This is a genomic window from Blautia sp. CAG:237 (assembly GCF_000436615.1).
GTDB classification, from domain to species: Bacteria; Bacillota; Clostridia; order Lachnospirales; family Lachnospiraceae; genus Blautia_A; species Blautia_A intestinihominis.
On the sequence record NZ_FR886736.1, the window covers coordinates 15352 to 33531 of the forward strand.

At 44.2% G+C, this 18180-nt stretch carries 20 protein-coding genes; all 20 read right to left on the reverse strand.

Going from position 1 to position 18180, the window contains the following annotated elements; genetic code table 11:
• Positions 1 to 17: 17 nt before the first annotated feature.
• The 20 genes from QZL69_RS07485 to QZL69_RS07580 all read right to left on the reverse strand — a co-directional run bounded on the left by QZL69_RS07485 (position 18) and on the right by QZL69_RS07580 (position 18085).
• Positions 18 to 1202, reverse strand: a complete 1185-nt coding sequence (locus QZL69_RS07485; protein WP_022214599.1) for a phage major capsid protein — start codon at positions 1200 to 1202, stop codon at positions 18 to 20.
• Between the two features lie 3 nt (positions 1203 to 1205).
• Positions 1206 to 1742 carry a phage scaffolding protein gene (locus QZL69_RS07490; RefSeq protein ID WP_022214600.1) on the reverse strand — a complete coding sequence of 179 codons (537 nt, stop codon included), beginning with the start codon at positions 1740 to 1742 and terminating at the stop codon, positions 1206 to 1208.
• Between the two features lie 410 nt (positions 1743 to 2152).
• Complete coding sequence (locus QZL69_RS07495) at positions 2153 to 2386, reverse strand: hypothetical protein (RefSeq protein WP_022214602.1); 234 nt, start codon at positions 2384 to 2386, stop codon at positions 2153 to 2155.
• Entirely contained in the window at positions 2383 to 3882 is a 1500-nt protein-coding gene (locus QZL69_RS07500) for a phage minor capsid protein (RefSeq protein ID WP_022214603.1), read from the reverse strand. The genes QZL69_RS07495 and QZL69_RS07500 overlap by 4 nt, the downstream gene beginning before the upstream one ends.
• Positions 3879 to 5243 carry a phage portal protein gene (locus tag QZL69_RS07505; RefSeq protein ID WP_227222642.1) on the reverse strand — a complete coding sequence of 455 codons (1365 nt, stop codon included), beginning with the start codon at positions 5241 to 5243 and terminating at the stop codon, positions 3879 to 3881. Before QZL69_RS07505 ends, QZL69_RS07500 begins: the two co-directional genes overlap by 4 nt.
• Before the next feature lie 5 nt (positions 5244 to 5248).
• Complete coding sequence (locus tag QZL69_RS07510; protein ID WP_022214605.1) at positions 5249 to 6628, reverse strand: hypothetical protein; 1380 nt, start codon at positions 6626 to 6628, stop codon at positions 5249 to 5251.
• Positions 6612 to 7316 (reverse strand): phage terminase small subunit, encoded by a 705-nt coding sequence (gene terS / locus QZL69_RS07515; protein WP_022214606.1) that lies wholly within the window; start codon positions 7314 to 7316, stop codon positions 6612 to 6614. The genes QZL69_RS07510 and terS overlap by 17 nt, the downstream gene beginning before the upstream one ends.
• A 420-nt stretch (positions 7317 to 7736) precedes the next feature.
• Complete coding sequence (locus QZL69_RS07520; RefSeq protein WP_022214607.1) at positions 7737 to 8150, reverse strand: hypothetical protein; 414 nt, start codon at positions 8148 to 8150, stop codon at positions 7737 to 7739.
• Between the two features lie 310 nt (positions 8151 to 8460).
• Positions 8461 to 8844, reverse strand: a complete 384-nt coding sequence (locus tag QZL69_RS07525; RefSeq protein WP_022214609.1) for a helix-turn-helix domain-containing protein — start codon at positions 8842 to 8844, stop codon at positions 8461 to 8463.
• Positions 8841 to 9395, reverse strand: a complete 555-nt coding sequence (locus QZL69_RS07530; protein WP_022214610.1) for a hypothetical protein — start codon at positions 9393 to 9395, stop codon at positions 8841 to 8843. The genes QZL69_RS07525 and QZL69_RS07530 overlap by 4 nt, the downstream gene beginning before the upstream one ends.
• A complete protein-coding gene (locus tag QZL69_RS07535) occupies positions 9388 to 9828 on the reverse strand; it encodes a DUF551 domain-containing protein (RefSeq protein WP_022214611.1) in 441 nt (146 codons plus the stop codon). Before QZL69_RS07535 ends, QZL69_RS07530 begins: the two co-directional genes overlap by 8 nt.
• Before the next feature lie 176 nt (positions 9829 to 10004).
• Positions 10005 to 10202: a Lar family restriction alleviation protein gene (locus QZL69_RS07540; RefSeq protein ID WP_022214612.1), complete on the reverse strand. Its 198-nt coding sequence runs from the start codon at positions 10200 to 10202 to the stop codon at positions 10005 to 10007.
• A complete protein-coding gene (locus QZL69_RS07545; RefSeq protein WP_022214613.1) occupies positions 10190 to 10423 on the reverse strand; it encodes a hypothetical protein in 234 nt (77 codons plus the stop codon). The genes QZL69_RS07540 and QZL69_RS07545 overlap by 13 nt, the downstream gene beginning before the upstream one ends.
• Complete coding sequence (locus QZL69_RS07550; protein WP_291518900.1) at positions 10420 to 10815, reverse strand: RusA family crossover junction endodeoxyribonuclease; 396 nt, start codon at positions 10813 to 10815, stop codon at positions 10420 to 10422. Before QZL69_RS07550 ends, QZL69_RS07545 begins: the two co-directional genes overlap by 4 nt.
• Positions 10805 to 11074, reverse strand: coding sequence for a hypothetical protein (locus tag QZL69_RS07555; protein ID WP_291518888.1), 270 nt, complete (start codon positions 11072 to 11074; stop codon positions 10805 to 10807). Before QZL69_RS07555 ends, QZL69_RS07550 begins: the two co-directional genes overlap by 11 nt.
• A 287-nt stretch (positions 11075 to 11361) precedes the next feature.
• The gene (locus QZL69_RS07560; RefSeq protein ID WP_022214615.1) at positions 11362 to 13620 is read right to left on the reverse strand and encodes an AAA family ATPase; all 2259 of its coding nucleotides are present in this window, start codon (positions 13618 to 13620) and stop codon (positions 11362 to 11364) included.
• Between the two features lie 2 nt (positions 13621 to 13622).
• On the reverse strand, positions 13623 to 15227 hold the full coding sequence (locus tag QZL69_RS07565) for a DEAD/DEAH box helicase (protein WP_022214616.1): 1605 nt from the start codon (positions 15225 to 15227) through the stop codon (positions 13623 to 13625).
• Complete coding sequence (locus tag QZL69_RS07570) at positions 15228 to 15674, reverse strand: DUF669 domain-containing protein (protein WP_022214617.1); 447 nt, start codon at positions 15672 to 15674, stop codon at positions 15228 to 15230.
• Between the two features lie 14 nt (positions 15675 to 15688).
• The gene (locus QZL69_RS07575; RefSeq protein WP_022214618.1) at positions 15689 to 16813 is read right to left on the reverse strand and encodes an ATP-binding protein; all 1125 of its coding nucleotides are present in this window, start codon (positions 16811 to 16813) and stop codon (positions 15689 to 15691) included.
• Entirely contained in the window at positions 16814 to 18085 is a 1272-nt protein-coding gene (locus QZL69_RS07580; protein WP_022214619.1) for an AAA family ATPase, read from the reverse strand. It abuts the gene before it with no gap.
• Between the last annotated feature and the right edge of the window lie 95 nt (positions 18086 to 18180).

The window sequence follows — 18180 nt, forward strand, 5'->3', positions numbered from 1 at the left end:
CAGGTTTCACTCCTTTGTCATTTCTGAGCCACAAGTGTAATCTCTTTGGTTACTGCTGTCTTCTCTACAACAATTGTTTCTGTCATTGAAGCAAATCCTTTTTTGGTAATCTTCGCAGTGTATGATCCCGCACGGAGATTAAACTCTGCCTTTCCGTTATCATCAGTAATAAGGATTGCTCCATCCACATTGATGCGGGTTCCTTTACTTGCATCACTTCCCTCAGTCACTGTAAATGTAACTTTCTGGGTTATAAGTGGTGTTCCTGGTTCCAGGTAAGCAAACGCACATCCTGTACGGTCTTCATTCATACGTGTTGCCGGGTTTGGAAGTGCCCATCCCATACGGAATACAATTCGGATTGCGGTCATATCCTGCTGTGCAAGGTTATATACGATCTCTTTTGTGGCCGGGTCCTGAATTACACCCTGATCCAAGATTTTCACCGTAACATCCTGTCTGATGGAATATACCGCCTGGCTAAAATCGCCAACTACCAGCTGTGCGATATCCGGATAAAATCCACCGTTCTCAGGAAATGTAATCGGTGCTCCATCTAATGTATATCTTGACACTTCCTGCATATTATTCTTGAAGATCGGCTGACCTGTAGTATCGCGCAGTCCACGGAGTTTTGATTTAAAGGTCATTGCCGCAATTGCTCCAGATACGCCAAATCCATCATCTTCCACTTTGGCAAATACACCATTTTCACCAAGGATCAGATCATAATAATCTTTTCCGGCTGCAGGTGATACATTATTTCCTGCCTGTCTCGCCAGGGTGATAAGATCTGCCTGCCATTCTCTTGGGCGATTGTCACCAAAAATAACTGCTGCATCTACTTTCTGCCCGATTGCTTCCATGATACGTGGTGTGATCTCACCAAAAATATCAAATTCCGCATCGGAAATAACTGCATCCGGAATAGGTACGATAACTGCAAGTTCTCCTGCTGTGAGGTACACATTATCCCAGGCCTGTCTGGTAGTCTGTTTCATTCCGGTATCACCATCTACCCAGTATGCGGTTGGAAGGAAATCCAACACACGGATTCTGGTCTGGTTACTGGTCATGTTCGGAAGTTTTTTTGCCATCCCCATAAATACAGAGTTTTTCGGTGCATCCTGAAAAATATTGGATACAATCTGTTCACGGATGATCGCCTCTGCGTCAGCTCTGTTTGTAATATTTACTGCCATTCTTTACTCTCCTTTTCCGAGCAGACTTCTCAGTGCCTCATTTGCCTGCTCTTTTTTAGTCTGTGCATCGTTATTGATTCCTGTGGTTGAAGATACCACCCGCGGAATCGTGGACGGCTGCTGGAACAGATAATCATTCTCCTTCTTCAGATCTGCAATTGCTGTCTCGATATCCTGAGCCTGGTTTTTGGACGCTTTCAGGGTATCTGTATCTAAAAGAGCCATGATCGCCTTTTCGTTTCGGCCAGATGCCTTGCGGATGGCTTCTTTCACAGAGGCATCAAACTCATAATCAGCTTTGATCTTTGCAATCTCAGTATCCTTGCCCTGAAGCTGTGCTGTCAGGTTAGTAACCTTCGTCTGAAGAGCCGCTGCATCAATTCCCTCCATAGCCTTCAAAGAAGCCTGTGCTGTGTCCAACTGATTCTTGTAAGAATCTCTCTCTGCCTTTAAAGGATTGATTTCCTTTCCATATTCCGCCATAACAAAATCAATCTGTTCTGTTGTAAGTCCTTTTGCTGTTAAATCTTCTCTTTTCATTCTTTTATCTCTCTTTCTACTCTTGGTTTACGTGTGTGAGCCACGATCATCCGACTATTTTACGTCTGATCAGCTGACGAAAAGCATAAAAATAGCACCTCAGATTTCTCTGTGTGCTTACCTGCTGTTTAACGGACAGCCCCGAGAAGTTTGGTCATCTCCCTGTTGCGCCAGCGCAACTGCTTAAAATGGGTACAAAAATACCACCTGCCACTGCTGGTGGTGGTATCAATACCCATGCCATTTACACTTTTCACATATCACTTCCCAATTCGGTTTCTTTTTAAACCTCTTCGGAACTGTTTCTTTCTTAATGATCCCATCTACTGCATCCGAATTTTCAATACAGTCAATAGGCTCTATATTCTCATCCACCAAAGGGCACAAAACAAAGTTAGGACCATGCATTTTTACATACCCTCCACATTTTCAAGCTGATTAACAATGTCCTCCAGAGCCTTTCCCTCAAAGAATGGAGCTTTCATTACTTCATCAATACTGTGAGCTTCCATAAAATCATCTCCACACCACATATCAAAATGTTTCTCATTAAACGGATCCACGCCACACTCTTTTCCATTATAGTCAAACAGAACATGCGTGCATATACTGTTAATTCTATCTCTTAAATCTTTTGCAGTCATAATATATCTTCATTCTCCTTTCTCTCATTTTCTGTCAATTCCCTGGTTGGACGACCAATTAATTTTCCGTCTTCATACTTATAATCATGGGCATGTTCTCCGTTTTTACCGTATGGATGCATTTTAGCATTTCCATGATTATTATTGCTAATCTGCTTATACTGTCTACCATTTTCATCATAATAATTTCTCTCAATTCCACCTTTCTTACCAGTTAACTGAGTGATACTATTAGGATTTCCAGTTAGAGTAGTTTTCTTAACTTCAATTATATCCTGCCCAGCCGCATTTTTCAATGTCGAAGGGGTTATTTTCTCAAGCTCTGCCTTTGTCGGCATGAAATGTCCCCTCAGTCCATCCTGCATGATCCGTTCTTTCTGCTCTGGAAGCTTCATCTTTTCAGAGAAATCTTTGTAAGTCTGCATCTGTCCCTGATATTTTGCTTTCGCAAGAATGATATCGTTTGGATCTGCACCACCTTCCTGAAGAAGTTTGATCTTCTGACGCTGTGCTCGCATTCCCCTTTCCATCTTTCTCTGCTGTTGAAGGGCTTCGTAAGTGGTGTACTGTTTTCCGTTATATTCCCTTGGGGTATTTTCCTCCTTGAGCTTCTGTGTGAGTTCTTTATCTGTATAAGTCCTTACAGATCCTGGTGGAAATGGCCTGTAATCATGATAACAGTTTATTCCTTTCAACCCTGTTATCTCGCCCAGGCCGCACACTTCTTTTAACTGCTGCATACTCCAAACTTTACCCTGCCAGGGCTGGTGTGTCGGACGTGCACCTACGTGATAGCTTACCTCGTACTGATCTGTACCAAGATCTGCTGCCACCTGCTCATTGATCTTCCCCTGTATCTGCCGGAACCCTGTCAGTACAGCCCTTCTGACTGCCACATTTACCCTGTCACGGTGTCCGGAATCATATTCTATGTACCGAATCCCGGACGCAGTCATCTGGTTGATTGTCCGTCTCAGGACTGTATTGTAGTCAAAAGCTCCTGAATGAATGTCCATCACTGCATTGTCCAGCGTAGATCTGTAATACTCCATCAATGGAGCCGATCGTATCTTTCCAGTTGCAGGATCCCTGATTGCAAAGCCCATAGAACCGGCGATGTTCCTGTATTCACTTTTCAGCCGCTGTTTTGTTACTTCAAGCAACTGTTGGAGAAATGTATTCTGTTCGAAAGGAATCTGCTCCAGATCTGCCAGCTTATATGCCCGTGCATGACCGTAATATTCTCTGTATGCCTCATCAGAGAATATGTGATCCATTTCCTTGTCTGACGCTTCCAGGGCTTTCTGGATCCATGTACGGATCTGCTTCTCAGACATTCCCAATTGCTGCAGTCTACTAATCTGCCAGTCTGCCGATGCTGTGGATACGCCGTTTTCTTTTATCCTCCGGGCAATATCTGACATGATCCGGATTTCCAGTTCGGAAAAGATATTCTCGGTCTTTACAGTCAGCTGTTCGATTTCCCCCTGGGTCATTCAATCACCGTATCCTCTGGCTGCTGTACTGCTGCCTTTGCCTGCTCTTCTGTTTCCCCGTACCATTTCATTCTGTATTCCACAAGGGACATTGCTCCCATAGCAACATCTAACCTGTCTGACTGCCTTTCTGATTCCACATCTGTTACAATAGAATCATCCCAGTCAAAGGATGTCTGGTAGTTTCCTGAAGGACAGAGATGGTACAGATCACACCAGAATGAAATTGCATCCACCAGATCTTCCAAGGCATGCTGCAGTGCTGTCTGACAGCTCTGTACAAAAGAATAGGAACGCTGTTTACTGGCTTTTATCTCTTCTGCAGTCTTATCTGTATTGTTTGGATCCGAAATTGTTCCATAAGCCAGATTACAGTCAAATTCTATCAGCCTCATGAGATGGTTCCATCCATTAAAATAAGATTCGTCCCGAATCTCTGGTGAAAACACTTCCATAAAAGGCTTATCAACCGGTCCTGTATTGTATTCAACTGCCCTGTATAGCCTTTGCTTTCCGGCAGGATATTCAAAACTATCTGTGTCCTTCCGATATTTCAGCAGACTCTGTGCGATATGAATGGCTGTTTCCTTACTTCCATACTCCCAGTTGATCTGAGAATATCGGTTGTCAGCTTCCTGGATATGTTCCACTCCTCTTGAAAATACTGATGCTCCCAAAGGACTGTTTGCATCTTTATTATTTCCAAGCGGTACTCTGAAATAGCCAAATGGCAGTTTATCTGTTCCTGAAAAAGTAATCTCCTGCGCCAGTTCAGACCATCGTGCAACAGATCCTACAGGAATTTCTGTTCCGATCATTCCCTCTGTTTTAGAAACAAACGCTCTGTTTCGAATGTTCAGCATCCCATCTTTCAGGGAATGTATTTCTATTCTGGAATAAATTTCATTGTTTTTCCGAAACTGATCAAGAAACGCGCATTTTGTAATCGTTTCCGTATCAAATTCCAGTGGGAAGAAGTTATCCGCCTGGATGTACTGAATTGATATACCGTCTGCATTTACATACGGTTTAAAAACAAGGCCGCCTTTTGCATTTGCATACTCGACTTGTGTTCTCAGCTTCTCAATCACCTTCTGATAAAACTTATTGATGTATGTCGCCTTTGCACTTCCTGATACTTCACTCTTCACTTCCAGTACTGTCAGCCTGGCAATCTCTCCCGATACCGTTGCCGCAATTCCTGCGCTCTGTATATTTTTATTAAGCCACGGCGACATATCTTCGTACATTTTTGACCACAGTTCTATATGTGCTGCAGTCCTGTTACTCATGGCATAATCAATCTGCTCATCCTTATCCAGGATCTTCCGCAATGCCTGATACATTTTTGTATAATTCATGTTAATCACCCATACCTGATGAGCTGACTGATCTGCCGCTCAATCGTATATTCAAAGCTATCCAGTGAGTCAATGTCACTGGTTCCATCATCAAGTCTTACATTCTTTGTCAATTCTTTCGGATCCCAGACTGCAGTACACAGAGCATTTACCAGGCTGTCGCATTCCCCATCCATATATGCAAAACGCCCCTGCGCCATCAAAATCGAAGTTGCATTAATACGGTCATTGATTTCCGTCTTCAATGCATTCTCTACTCTGATCCAGCCAAGACCATTCTTTCTTAGACTGCTGCGTATTCCTGCGATCAAAGTCTGTTCTGCACTGTCCGCATAGACCACTGTCACATATCCATGCCGACTCAAAATCTTCTGAACAAAGTTGCAAAACATTCTACCCAGCATATCCGGATCGATCTCTATCGGATTTCCGCTTTCATCTTTACAGCTGATCCACTCAGATGCCAGAGGGATAACCATCTGAAATCCCCTTGTGATCGCTGTGGCTGTAAAAGAATGACCTGAGCCAGATCCTCCAAAGTCAATGCCTAGATTGATCTCCATGATATCCTTCGGTTTCTCTTTCATAGCAAAACCAAACTTCCTGGTGCTGATGTCATCTGCAAATCTGCGATAGATCAGACCATTTGCAACAACGCGCATTCCTTTGATGTCCCGCATATACCAGATTGAGTTAACATCATATCTGCTCTCAATCTCTCGCAAACGTTCTGTGGTAATGTTGATATTGTCATAAATGGTACAGTGCATATAGTTGTAACCGCCCGGAAAATTATTCTCTTCCTGCTGTTTCTGGTATCTGTCGATATATTCAGAATAAATAGCAGCTCTCGGATTATCCGGGTTAAGATCCCAGAATACTTTTAATCTCTTTGCCGCAAGCTGTCGGTTAAATGCTTCTTTGATGGTGTTATCGTGATGAAGGTTGATCTCGGTCGCGATCCACATGCCATAGGAGTTACCACGGATTTTCTTGTAGCTGTCCTCTTTGGCTCCACCTGCAAAGATTACGATCTTCTGCCTGTTATGGGTTGCCGGACCTTTGATAAATAACGCTTCATTGTCTTTGTACTTTCCCCAATGGCTCTGTCCGCGAAAGATCCATTCAAGCCCCATCCCATTGCAGTCACCAATGTTCATTTTGGCATTCGCCATTGTAGATCCAGTTGCAAGATGGATCTTGTCTGGGGTGGTCTTCAGCTCATGTGCAAAAGCAAAGACATTATCAACTGTCTTACCAGCACGAACGGCACCCTCTGCCACATTGTAAGAACATTCCCTGCATCTGCGGATGTATTCTTTGTGTTTCTCAGAAAAACGATATAAAATAGTTTTCTTTTTGGTAAATTTATTCACTGCTGCCATAGATCTCGCCTTCTATATCGTCCAGGTCCTCAATCTCCTGGTTATTGCCGGTAAGTTTATCCGTCTGTGCCTTCATCTGTGCGATTCGGGCGCGCTGTTCCTCAGAAGCAGCTTCCCAATTCTTGTGAAGCATCTCGTCATACTGCTTGATCATGTTCCTGAGTTCGCCCTGAGCTCTGGCCTGAGCCTTCAGGAAGTTATTCTGCTTATCCCATGCCTGCTGCACTTCCCATTTCTCGCCAATGACATTTCCATCTTTCTCTTCAATCTTCTCAATGGTCTTATCCTGCTGGTCTTTCACGTAAGCAATGCGCTGTGCTCGGATGATAGCAGCATAAGCAAGCCGTATCTGATGCCACAGAAGATCCAGCGGATCAGCATGATCAATGGCAGAAAGTATCTCCCTGGTTTCTTCGGGGAGATACTTTGAGAAGAATCCGTACTTCTCTGCTTTTTTATTTCCAGGCGGTCCACCAGAACCATTTTTGTTTCCAGTTTGAGCACCTCTTTTTTTTCTCGCAACGTTGCGTTTTTCTTTTGCAACGTTGCAATCCCATTTGTATCTATTCTTCCAGCTTCGGACTGTTCCTTCTGGAATTCCTAACTGATTGGCAATGTCTATTAATTTCAAGCCTTTGTCATATAATGCCTTGGCCTGCTCTACTCTCTGATCTGGTACTCTTGCCAAGCCTCACCACCTCTCATTCGTCGGTTTTGGATATTATGAAATACAGTCCTGCCAGCACCATAAAACAACAGCCGATTGCCACCGTCAGAAAGGAGGTCTTACGTCGAAGACTACGCTGGTGCTGTGCACGCTGTATGAAAAATGGCATTAGAAAAGCACCCCGAAGGGTGCCATGTTATAAATCATTTTTTCTTTTTACATGTACTTGCATTATAGAACATTTGTTTGCAAATGTCCATATCGGAAAACTACACAAAAAGAACCCCGTAATTTCTACGAGGTCCCTTTTGAAAATTATATTCTTGGGGTAGAATATTTTCACATTTCTATTTACGAAATGAGGAGAAAAGAGCCGCCGGCCTCTAAGCCTTTGGCTACATTCTCATCATACAACGACATTTCCGACTTTTCCGACCTTTTTCATTTTATCCCACATTTTTTTAAATACGCATCTCGGATATGTAATCTCGGATAATCTTCATTGTGCGGCATGCCGATCTGCTTCGCAATCGTCTTCCAGGTCATTCCCTGCCTATAAAACATCCGGAACACACATCTCGTCTGGCCATCCTTGATATCGTCTATCCACTGGTCCATAGCTTTAACCTTCTCTTTTTTGTGTTCCAGAGTCTTTCTCCGGCGATCATATTTCTTCTGATCAAATCCGACAACGCTCTGCGGTCTAGGATAGCCGGTTCTGCCGTCCAATATAACACTATTTCCTAACCCAGTATCTGTGTTCTTCATCATCTGAAGTTCCAGCTCCAGTACCGGTATTTCCTGCTTCATTTTCCGGTAATGGTCCAGCAGATCTCTTGTGACCTTAATTTCCATCAATCCCCACCTCTCATTAATGACTGCAGCTGTATGTATGAAGGTGCTGTTCGATAGCCTTTCTCATCCTCCAAAAGCACACAATATCTGTACAATTCTACTACCCAATATGGCTTTCTGATTTTTTCTGAATTCTTCGCACGTCCACGATCTCTCGCCTCTTCTGATTGGCATTTTACATATAACGTAACCCGCTGCCCGCGTTTCAGATTATGTTCTTTTTCTCTCAGACGCTGCAATTCTTCCCATCGTACTCCGTTTATAGCCCGTCCAGAAGTCGGGTCCGGGTAACCCTCATGATTTCTGTATGTCATCTTCTTATCTCCTCTCTCCAGTCAAGTTTCTGCCCACACTTATTACAATACACACTCGAACTGCTCAATACCTCTGCACCACATACAGGGCATTCACCATTTGTTGCATAATATCTGCCAGAAAAATCAAAAATAGTTTTCATGTTTTCCGGCTTCTTCGGAATCTGTTTCTCCTGAGCTTCTTCTTTAATTCCCGCCAACCAGTTCAACGTACACCCGAACTTCTGGCAAATCTGTATTGCCATCTCAAATGGCACTCCGCTGTTGTTCTTCTCCCAGTTCATCACGGTTCTATCAGCCACACCCAGCTCAGAACCGAATGCTTTGAGGCTCATTTTATTTGCGCGGCGTACCCGCTTAATTCTTTCGCCTATTGTCATTTGCTCACCTCTTTCAGCTTATCAACCGCAAATTTCAAACAATCAACGAACTCATCAGTTATTTTAGAGCGGTCAGGTGCTTCAATAAAATTTTCGATTATTGAAACGCTTTTTTCTTTCATTGACATGATATCTGTTTCGCCTGCCTTAGCAAGTTCAAGCAATTCATCCTCGTTGCCTTTCCATGTATCTGTATCGCACAACATTTTCTTGCATTTTGTATTCTCATTTCCAAGAACACATTTTCTGTAATTATTACAGCTGCAACCTGAAAACCTTACCATCCAGTCGATAAATTCTCTGGCGGTCAGTTCTTTTGTTCCAAGCAGTTCAGATGCTTCATACAACTTATATGTATGGTCAGGGCATGCTTGCCTTACAACAGTTTTATCTGAATAAAACTTTAATATATCTGGAAGTTGCTGATCTCCAAGCACAAACACGCCTTTTTCTCCATACCATTTATATCCCTGTTTTCTTGCCTCTTCCAAAATCTTCTCGTATTCCTCTTGCGTTCTGATCAGAACACATATATTTGCTAAATTAATCATCGTTCATTTTCTCCTTGTATGGTTTCGGAAGCGGCATCCATGCATTGACAAACAAGTCATTATCAACAAAACTGTCAACTTCATCGCCTATTCTAAATGTACCGTTATCTTCATCATCTACTGTGTATCTGCTAATCATCGGAACAGAAAAGTTCTCAAATGATACCAGAATATATTCATCCGGATCTGGCAGCCGCTCGCTGACTGGAATCCATCTGTTCTCTTCCTGTTCACCATACTCATTCATTATCTTCTGAATCACACAGCTTTCGCATGAAATATCAAGGGTGCCACCACGCGAGCAGTCGCAACCACACGGCAGGATGACATCATCTATTTCCATTTCGCCCGTTTCAAAGTTCCTGACAAATGTGCAGCACTCTTCCGGGACATAATCCCCGTCTTCAAGTTTGATCATTTTTACACTACTCATTTATTTACCTTCTTTCTCTGGATTTAATGGTATAAGTGGACACCACCACAGCTTGTTGAAAGGATCCTCGATAATCTTTCCCTTGGCCCTGCATACAGTACACGCAAGCGTAATCCCGCTCAAACATAAACAGCATTCGCAATTCGCCGGGGTGTCCAAGATCAGCATTGACTGGTTCATTCCTTCCTCTTGTTCCATGCCTGCGCAGCACACTTCGGATCTCTATCAAGTCTTGTCTTAATTCCGTGAGGTCCGAACTTTCGGCAATCATGATATACGAACCATCCTACATACCCCGTATCAGGACATTCATTTTTGATCAGACTTGCTTTGCCACCACAAAACGGGCACGGTTTTAATTTTATCTTCTCCATCCAGATCTTCTCCTCTTCGCCAAATACTCCAATTGTCTGACTGTTTCCAGAATTACTTCCTGGGATAAATCGGAACTGTTGTTTTGTATCAGTTCTTCTGCTGTATCTACAAGTTCTTTCCAGGCAGCATCATCTTCCAACAGGATGTCGTTGTACTGTTCATATAAGCTCCTGGCTTCCGGATACAGCTCCCAGAGCTTTAGTAATTCTTTTCCTGTCATAATTCTTCAATCCTGATATAGATCCCTGGAATCTGCGCCCAGAACTTCTCAACTATCTCGGATGCCACCAATGCATCATCCTCCCAGAATCCAACTCTGGTCATGCAGTCCTTTAACAACTTCTGGAGATTATCTGTATCAGGCTTCGTGATCCGGTAGGTACCGTTCCCATGTTTGCCATCATCAGGAAAGCACCACTTTGTGATCAGCCTGACACCTTTTCTATACGGTTCTTCCGGAACTTCTCCACCAAGATGTGCCATCAGCTTCTGTCTGGCTGCTTTCAATTCTGGTGGATCATAAAAGACCGGTCTGCCTTTCACAACAGCTACTTTGTGTTCCTGATGTGTTACTGTCGGCGGATTCATCGCCAGGAAAAATTCAGTCGCCATCATAATCAACTCCTCTCCACGTCCTTTTTGTTGGATTATAAATTATAATCCCCCTTCGAATGCATTCTTGTAAGATTTCTCGAAGAACCATGACGGTAATGACAGCTGAATTTTCTGGCTTATCCATCCAAGACAGAACATCAGCATCCCGTGATCGAATCTTCCCTTTTCTTTCTCTTGTTTTAATTTCTGGCATATCTTTCATCCAATGATCAAAAAACATAATTGGAATTGTTATCGTCATTTTCTCACTTGTCATTTTTTTCTTTTCTTCCTTTCCTGCGCGACTGTACTGGGCGGGTATTCTCCTAACCCGTTGTGGGGGCGTCCTCAATCGCCCCACACTTAGGGTGGGAATAACCCGTACAGAGGGCTTGCCCGATTCCCGTGTATATATTTATATATAGGTGCCGGGCAGGCAAGTTCCCGCGTTCCCGTAACCTAAGTAAAGGGCAGGAACATTCCCGTTCCCGTAATCAAGGTTGCAGGAATTTTCCCGCTATTCCCATAACCTAGGTTACGGGCAAGTATTCCCGATTCCCGTAATTAAGGTAACGGGCAAAGACAATGTGTATTTTTATCTACCATAAATCCGATTTCTTTTAACGAATTTCGGATTGTTTTTTCTTCCGGATGTTTCTCTCCGGTTGCCTCTGCGTCTGATTTCAGGACTTCGTATAATTCTTTTACAGTCGGATATTTGTCTTCATGTTCAAAACGAAAATTCTCTATTGCCATCTTGTATTTTTCTTTTTTAGCCTTGCGTACCTGTTCACTTTGTTTCTTGCGCATCTCTTTTCCTTTTTGCCACATTGGTTTCTCTACTTCCAGCTGCAGATCCTTAAGGCTTCCAACTTGATCAATGCGGTGTACCGGGTAATCGAACCACAAATTGACCGGTTCAAACTTTGGAAACTCTCTGAGCGTTCCCTCTATTCTCCAGGCAGTCTTTGCTTTTACGGTATCTTTTGCAGCCTCTATCTGTCGCTCCAAGGCCTTCATCTGCCATTTATCCAGGTGTTCCCTGCAATAGTCCAGCATTTGTACACTGCTCAGCAAATCATCCTGTGAAAGGTCATCTTGCCACTTAAAATGCGCATCCAGATAGCTCTTGCAGGCTCCGCAGACAGCTTTATTCTCTTCCTGCTTCATCAGGGCTTCGCTTGGTTCCAGTTCAATCAGATCCAGCAGTGCATCCGGATCACGGGCAAATACGCCAGAGCCAGACGCACGGTCCATGGATTTCTTACCGCCCTGACTGCCTTTGCTGTGATGGTGGCAGTAGATCACGGCACATCCGAGTTCTGTGCAGACTTTATCGAACTGATTACAGAAGTTTGCCATCTGATCGGCACTGTTCTCATCACCGGTGATGACTTTATAAATCGGGTCGATAATGATCGCTACATAGTCTTTTTTTGCAGCCCTTCTGATCAGCTTTGGTGCCAGCTTATCCATCGGTACCGACTTACCTCTTAAATTCCATATATCAATATTTTTCAGATTCTCCGGAGAGATTCCCATTGCTGTATAAACATCTTTAAATCGGTGCAGGCAGCTCGCTCTATCCAGTTCCAGGTTGACATACATAACACGTCCCTGCGCACAGTACCACTGCAGCCATTTCTTGCCTTCAGCTATGGCAATACACAGTTCTATCTGCAGGAATGACTTACCGGCTTTGGAAGGACCGGCGATTAGCATCTTATGACCTTTCCTGAGGATTCCTTCAATCAGGCACGGTGACAGTTCCGGAAGGTTTTCCCAGACCTCCTCCAGCCCTTCTGGTTCCGGAAGATCATCATTGATACCCTCAATCCACTCATACCATTCGTTCCAGGAAGATTTCCCCAGATTCGTATCTACAATGAACTGTTTCTTTTCCCCACGCTGTACGCCAGGCATTCTGGACAACCTGGAAGGATTTCTGTTCTGCGTATCTACATCAATTCCATTCTTCTGGCAGACCTCATAGAGATAATCTACACGTTTCCTGTATTCGTTATAATCTGCTGCATCTACGCGCACGATCGCGTGAAGGCTTTTCTTTCCGGAATACACCAGGCAGGCGATCGGAAGCTCCAGTTCCCGCAAAATGGCATTCTGTTTCTCCAGATCCATGCGATCAGATTCCACAAGTGCATATCTGTATTCTGTTACATTTTCATTTTTACAGCCATTTCCATCCAATGGATTAAAACGGATCCACGCTCCGGCTTCCGGATTGTAATCACCAAGTACAGCACCAATATCTCCATTACAGCCATTCAGCTGCTCAATGAGCTGTCCTGCAGTGCGATCCCAGCTGCCTTTTTGTGGCAGCCACCGTGTCCCTTTTTCATCGGTCTTTTCCCAGCTGCCTGTTACATAACCAACGTTTTCTCCGGCTTCAAACAAAGTCTCCAGATAACAGATCAGCTGTTCTGCCGGATTCCAGTCCTGTGGTTCCTGAATCTCCTGACCCTCCAGCCAGTTCTTATCCACTACAACACGATCACTGTCTGCCTGTATGCTGTCGTTCCAGTCCAGTTCATGTCCTTTTTCCGGAACCCAACCATGCTCCATTGCCATCTGAACGATCGTGCCTCCTGTTACCGGAGAAGAAGAACCAGAGAAACTTTTCCATTTTCGCTCACATTCTCCAGAATGATATCTGCCAAAGTCCCTCCGGCTCCACTGGTCCCATACAGTGACAGAATAACCTTCCTGTTTCAGGGCCATGCCGACATTTACCCATTCCTGATAATTCAAAGAGCCTGGATCAATGTATTCAATTATTTCTGTCAGACTTGTCCTCTGCTCCATGTTTATGCTCCTTTATGTTCCTGTGGTGTATAACTTTGCGGATGAATGCCTGAAGGTGTTCTCCATCCGTTGGCTGCAATCCTGTCAATTACATTCTTTGCCTGCTCAAATGTCCAGGTTCCAACATGCTGGAATCCCCTGCCTTCAAGCTGCCGGATCTGTCTGGGTGATGCCATATTATTTTTGACCCTCTGCTGTAACCGATCGATGAGAAGATCTGCCTTTCCTGCATTATCTATCCCCTCTGGATCGATCTGCAGTTTTTCCAGCTTTTTCTTCTGTTCTTCAGAAGGCGGCTGCATCGCATACCCAAAAGAAGGTACATAATTTGTCAGGTCTTCTGCCTGAATCGACATCTCAAACTGCAGCGGGTCCACAAGTTTCTTTTTTCTTCGTTTCATTTCCGCAAGCTGTTTCGCCAGAGCTTCCTCGCGCTGTGCCACAACATCTTCTGATGCCTTTTTCTCTGCTTCTTCAATGTCAACCGGCATGCCGGCTTCCTTTTCCAGGTTCTCTGTCATTTTCTGTGCAACCTCTTCGTTTTCACAGATCAGGCTTGCAGGATGACACAGTTCATGCCGCTCCGTATGCCATAGGAAATCCAGCAGCAACAAATGGTCTTTTCCTGTTTCCGGGGATAATCTGGTGCCTCGTCCTACCATCTGACAATAAAGGCTCCTTACCTTTGTTGGTCGGAGCACGACAATGCAATCAACAGACGGACAGTCCCAGCCCTCCGTTAAAAGCATGGAATTGCACAGCACATTGTACTTCCCCTGGTCAAAATCCCTGAGGATCTCCGCTCTGTCCTGACTGCCCCCATTTACTTCTGCCGCCTGAAAACCATATTCGTTCAGCAGGTCGCGAAACTTCTGACTGGTCTTTACCAATGGAAGAAACACAACTGTTTTTTTATCCTTACAGTATTTCTGCATCTCTTCTGCGATTCCCTGCAGGTAAGGATCCAGGGCTGTCCCGATCTCACTCACCTTAAAATCTCCCGCCTGCACAGACACTCCGCTCATATCGATCTTTAATGGGATTGTCAATGCCTTGATAGGAGAAAGGTACCCTTCCTTAATTGCTTTTGGAAGGGTATACTCATAAGCCAGGGATTCAAAATATGTACCAAGATTTCTCATATCGCCTCGATCCGGTGTAGCAGTAACTCCCAGTACATGTGCATGTGAAAAATGCTGCAGTACACGCTGATAACTGCCAGAAATGCAGTGATGTGCTTCATCAATGATGATCGTATCAAAATAATCCGGTTCAAAGCTACTCAACCGTTTCTCCCTCATAAGTGTCTGCACAGATCCAACGACCACACGGAACCAGCTCCCCTGACAAGAAGAACCAGCTTTTTCCATCGCACATCCCAATCCCGTTGTCTTCTTTAATTTATCAGCAGCCTGCTCCAACAGTTCACCTCTGTGGGCAAGGATCAGTACTCTGTCTCCCTGCCGCACACAGTCTTCCGTAACTTTTGCAAACACAACCGTTTTGCCGCATCCTGTAGGAAGCACCAGCAGAGTCTTTAATACTCCATTGTCCCACTGTTCAAAGATTGCTTCCTTTGCTTCCTGCTGATAAGGTCGCAGTTCCATTTAAAATCCTCCTGGTGTAAATGCCGGTTTTGACACTTCTTTTGGATAAAGCTTGTCAATAACATTATATTTTTTAGTTGGATCTTTTTTCCCTGGTTCCAGCTTGATCTTTGCACGTGCAGTCTTACCAGGAAGCGCATTCCAGTCCATACGGAGCTCTTCACCTTCCTTTTTAAGACCAACGCCACGAAACAATTCGGACAGTTTCCATTCAAGACTGCTATGCAGTATATAGTTCTCGCGGATTGTTACGTTTCTTTCTGGAGCATGCACAACAAAGTACACAACTGCCATATTGCAGGCTGGAAGCTTTCCGCTTCCTGATGATCTGCTCCGGTCAAATTTTTCGATCGTTACATTGTAATCACCTTCCGGAAGCGGCTCAAACTCCTGTGCATCTGCTTTGATGGTATCATCCCATCCGAATTCTCTTCCTTCTATTGCCATATCACTTGCCCTCCTTAATTGTTAAACGGTATTTCCTGTTTTTCTTTCATCTCTCTGATCATCGCATAAACCCGTGGCCATGCTCCCACCAGACATCCATCGATAAAGTCTCTGTCATAATCTCTGATCTTTACGTCCGAAGGATAATATCCTCTTGCAGCCACAACATTCTGAATATCCCATTCATCTACATGATTCGTTTCCATCAGATCACGCAAAGCTTTTGGAATCGCAGGGTCTGCCGGGGGGAAGTTTCCCTTAGGTTCTGGTTCTTTCGGTTTCTCTAAAGGCAGGTTCATCTGTTCTCCTGCGGTATATGCTGGCTGAGTTGATTCCGGTGCAGGCGGGGCAGCTTTGGGCTGCTGCACCTGATATTCAGGCTGCGGCTCTGATTTCGGCTGTTCTGCCGATTTACTTTCAATGATATGTGCAATTGATGAAAAGCTGAATGGTACCTGATCTGGAAGCCCATAGCGGTTTTTCGCATCCCAGCAGGCATGATGGGACGTGTACATAACACGTTCCCCGCCTTGGGCTTTTCTCTTTTGACCTTTATCATCTACCGCAACTGAAAATGTTTTATAGTTTGCAAACAACAGCATGTCTGCCCATTCTTTGATCAACGGAGAGGTTTGGGAAGCTGTTTTCTTTCCAAGCTTTAACTCCCATCGGTCATAGGCACCCAGTTCGTCCGGCTGTTCAAACTTCCGGATCTGGGCATGTGCAGTAAGGACAATATTCACTCCTGCCTCTACAATTTCAGAAAGATTATTCAGGAACCTTCCTATCTCTTCCTTCGTATAGACATAACCATTTCCGTAGCCAAAATCTTCAATGCCTGTTTTCTGGTATTTATCGCAAATACTCTGGATGCACATGGATTCTGCCCAGTCAATGGTATCAATGATCAGTGTCCTGCAGACATTTGAATGCATTTTTACATACTGGACTTCTTCCAGGAGCATCTGCCAGCTTGTAGGCTTTGGCAGTCTCGCCACATCCATCGAATTAGTACTTCCTTCCGTATCAATGAATACCGGATCTGGAAACTGACTGGCGAATGTAGACTTGCCAATCCCTTCTGGCCCGTAAATAACAACTTTTTTTGCACATGGAATCTTTCCTCTGGTAATCTCCATTTAAAACGTACCTGCCTTCCATTCTTTCTTTTTCGGTTCTTCCGGATGTTCCTGGCCAACTACATATCCATCTTCGATAATGATTGAGCATTCATCACCAGTACTTACACGTGTGGCAATTGCCTGAAGCCCTTCCACTTCCAGCCATTCTCCGAATTCCTGCAGAGACTGCACGTCCATCTGTTCCAACTTATCCAGAAGGACAAAACCACAGTTCGGGTTCAGCTTTCTTACGATCGCAGTTGATACCTTTAACCGGTCAGATCCTGACATGTTGTCCCATTTCTGCCCTTTGTAGATCAGCTCTCCCTCTTCTACGGACAATTCCTGAAGTGGAAGCTTTGCCGTGCTCAGGAGTTTGATTCTTTCCTCTCTGGTTTCTTCGATATTATTTGTGAGCAGATTATATTGATCACGATAACTCCTGGCATCATCTTCTGCCTTTTCTTTGTCCAGATTTGCTCTTACTTTACGGTTGATCTCCTCAATATTGGAGATGTTCTGCTCCAGCTCTTCTGTGGATTCATCGTGAAGATCTGCTGCAGAACATCTTGCAGTCTCCAAATCTTTTTCTACCTGTTTCTGTTCTGCCAAAAGAGCAGCCATCTGATCATTGATGCTCTGATACTTCTGTTCCAACTGATGTAACTGTTCTCTCTTTCTCTGGTTCTCTCCATTTCTGGCAAGAATCTCCTGCTGCTGTCTGATCAGCTCCGATACAGAAATAAGATCTTTTGGAGCATCCGGATAATAGGTCTGTTCTCTGGCAAACTTCTCTTTCTGGTCTGCTGTACGTCCAACATATAAACGTTCCTGGTAAAGTTCTTTTTCTTTCTGATCCAACTGTGTCAGCTGAGGACCAATACCAATGATCTGCAAAAGCACTCTTGCTTTCTCCGCACCAGAAGCTTCCATAAACCTCGGAAGATCTAGTGCCAGCTGTTCCACAAACTCATTCAAAAGCTGCTGTCCTGCTTTCTGGCCGTTCGGATCTGTGACCTTCAGCGCACTGTTCTTTCCTTTACGCTCTACGACAAGACCATTGTTCATGACAATATGTAACACAGGCGGAACTACGGATCCTTCTCTGGTCGCCTGGGACGGCTTATAGCGTTCTCCTCCCAGTGCCCATGCAATAGAATCAAGAACAGAAGTCTTCCCCTGATTATTGTTTCCACCGATTACTGTGAGGCCATTTGCCTTAGGCTCTACCTTTACAGCCTTGATACGCTTAACATTTTCGATTTCCAGCTTATTAATTTTCATACTCATACTTGCATTTTCTCCTTTTCCCCTTTACAATGAAAGGGTGATAAACTATTACTTTTTGGATCCTTATGAGTTGCTGCTCTGAGGATCCTTTTCTA

Coding starts and splice junctions, on each gene's coding strand:
- QZL69_RS07545 (WP_022214613.1), bottom strand. CDS start 10,423: ATGACAGGAAAAGAATTACTAAAGCTCTGGGAGCTGTATCCGGAAGCC.
- QZL69_RS07530 (WP_022214610.1), bottom strand. CDS start 9,395: ATGATTAATTTAGCAAATATATGTGTTCTGATCAGAACGCAAGAGGAA.
- QZL69_RS07550 (WP_291518900.1), bottom strand. CDS start 10,815: ATGGCGACTGAATTTTTCCTGGCGATGAATCCGCCGACAGTAACACAT.
- QZL69_RS07570 (WP_022214617.1), bottom strand. CDS start 15,674: ATGGCAATAGAAGGAAGAGAATTCGGATGGGATGATACCATCAAAGCA.
- QZL69_RS07520 (WP_022214607.1), bottom strand. CDS start 8,150: ATGGAAATTAAGGTCACAAGAGATCTGCTGGACCATTACCGGAAAATG.
- QZL69_RS07495 (WP_022214602.1), bottom strand. CDS start 2,386: ATGACTGCAAAAGATTTAAGAGATAGAATTAACAGTATATGCACGCAT.
- QZL69_RS07535 (WP_022214611.1), bottom strand. CDS start 9,828: ATGAGTAGTGTAAAAATGATCAAACTTGAAGACGGGGATTATGTCCCG.
- QZL69_RS07580 (WP_022214619.1), bottom strand. CDS start 18,085: ATGAGTATGAAAATTAATAAGCTGGAAATCGAAAATGTTAAGCGTATC.
- QZL69_RS07540 (WP_022214612.1), bottom strand. CDS start 10,202: ATGGAGAAGATAAAATTAAAACCGTGCCCGTTTTGTGGTGGCAAAGCA.
- QZL69_RS07505 (WP_227222642.1), bottom strand. CDS start 5,243: ATGAATTATACAAAAATGTATCAGGCATTGCGGAAGATCCTGGATAAG.
- QZL69_RS07575 (WP_022214618.1), bottom strand. CDS start 16,813: ATGGAGATTACCAGAGGAAAGATTCCATGTGCAAAAAAAGTTGTTATT.
- QZL69_RS07555 (WP_291518888.1), bottom strand. CDS start 11,074: ATGACAAGTGAGAAAATGACGATAACAATTCCAATTATGTTTTTTGAT.
- QZL69_RS07490 (WP_022214600.1), bottom strand. CDS start 1,742: ATGAAAAGAGAAGATTTAACAGCAAAAGGACTTACAACAGAACAGATT.
- QZL69_RS07560 (WP_022214615.1), bottom strand. CDS start 13,620: ATGGAGCAGAGGACAAGTCTGACAGAAATAATTGAATACATTGATCCA.
- QZL69_RS07525 (WP_022214609.1), bottom strand. CDS start 8,844: ATGACAATAGGCGAAAGAATTAAGCGGGTACGCCGCGCAAATAAAATG.
- QZL69_RS07500 (WP_022214603.1), bottom strand. CDS start 3,882: ATGACCCAGGGGGAAATCGAACAGCTGACTGTAAAGACCGAGAATATC.
- QZL69_RS07485 (WP_022214599.1), bottom strand. CDS start 1,202: ATGGCAGTAAATATTACAAACAGAGCTGACGCAGAGGCGATCATCCGT.
- QZL69_RS07565 (WP_022214616.1), bottom strand. CDS start 15,227: ATGGAACTGCGACCTTATCAGCAGGAAGCAAAGGAAGCAATCTTTGAA.
- QZL69_RS07510 (WP_022214605.1), bottom strand. CDS start 6,628: ATGGCAGCAGTGAATAAATTTACCAAAAAGAAAACTATTTTATATCGT.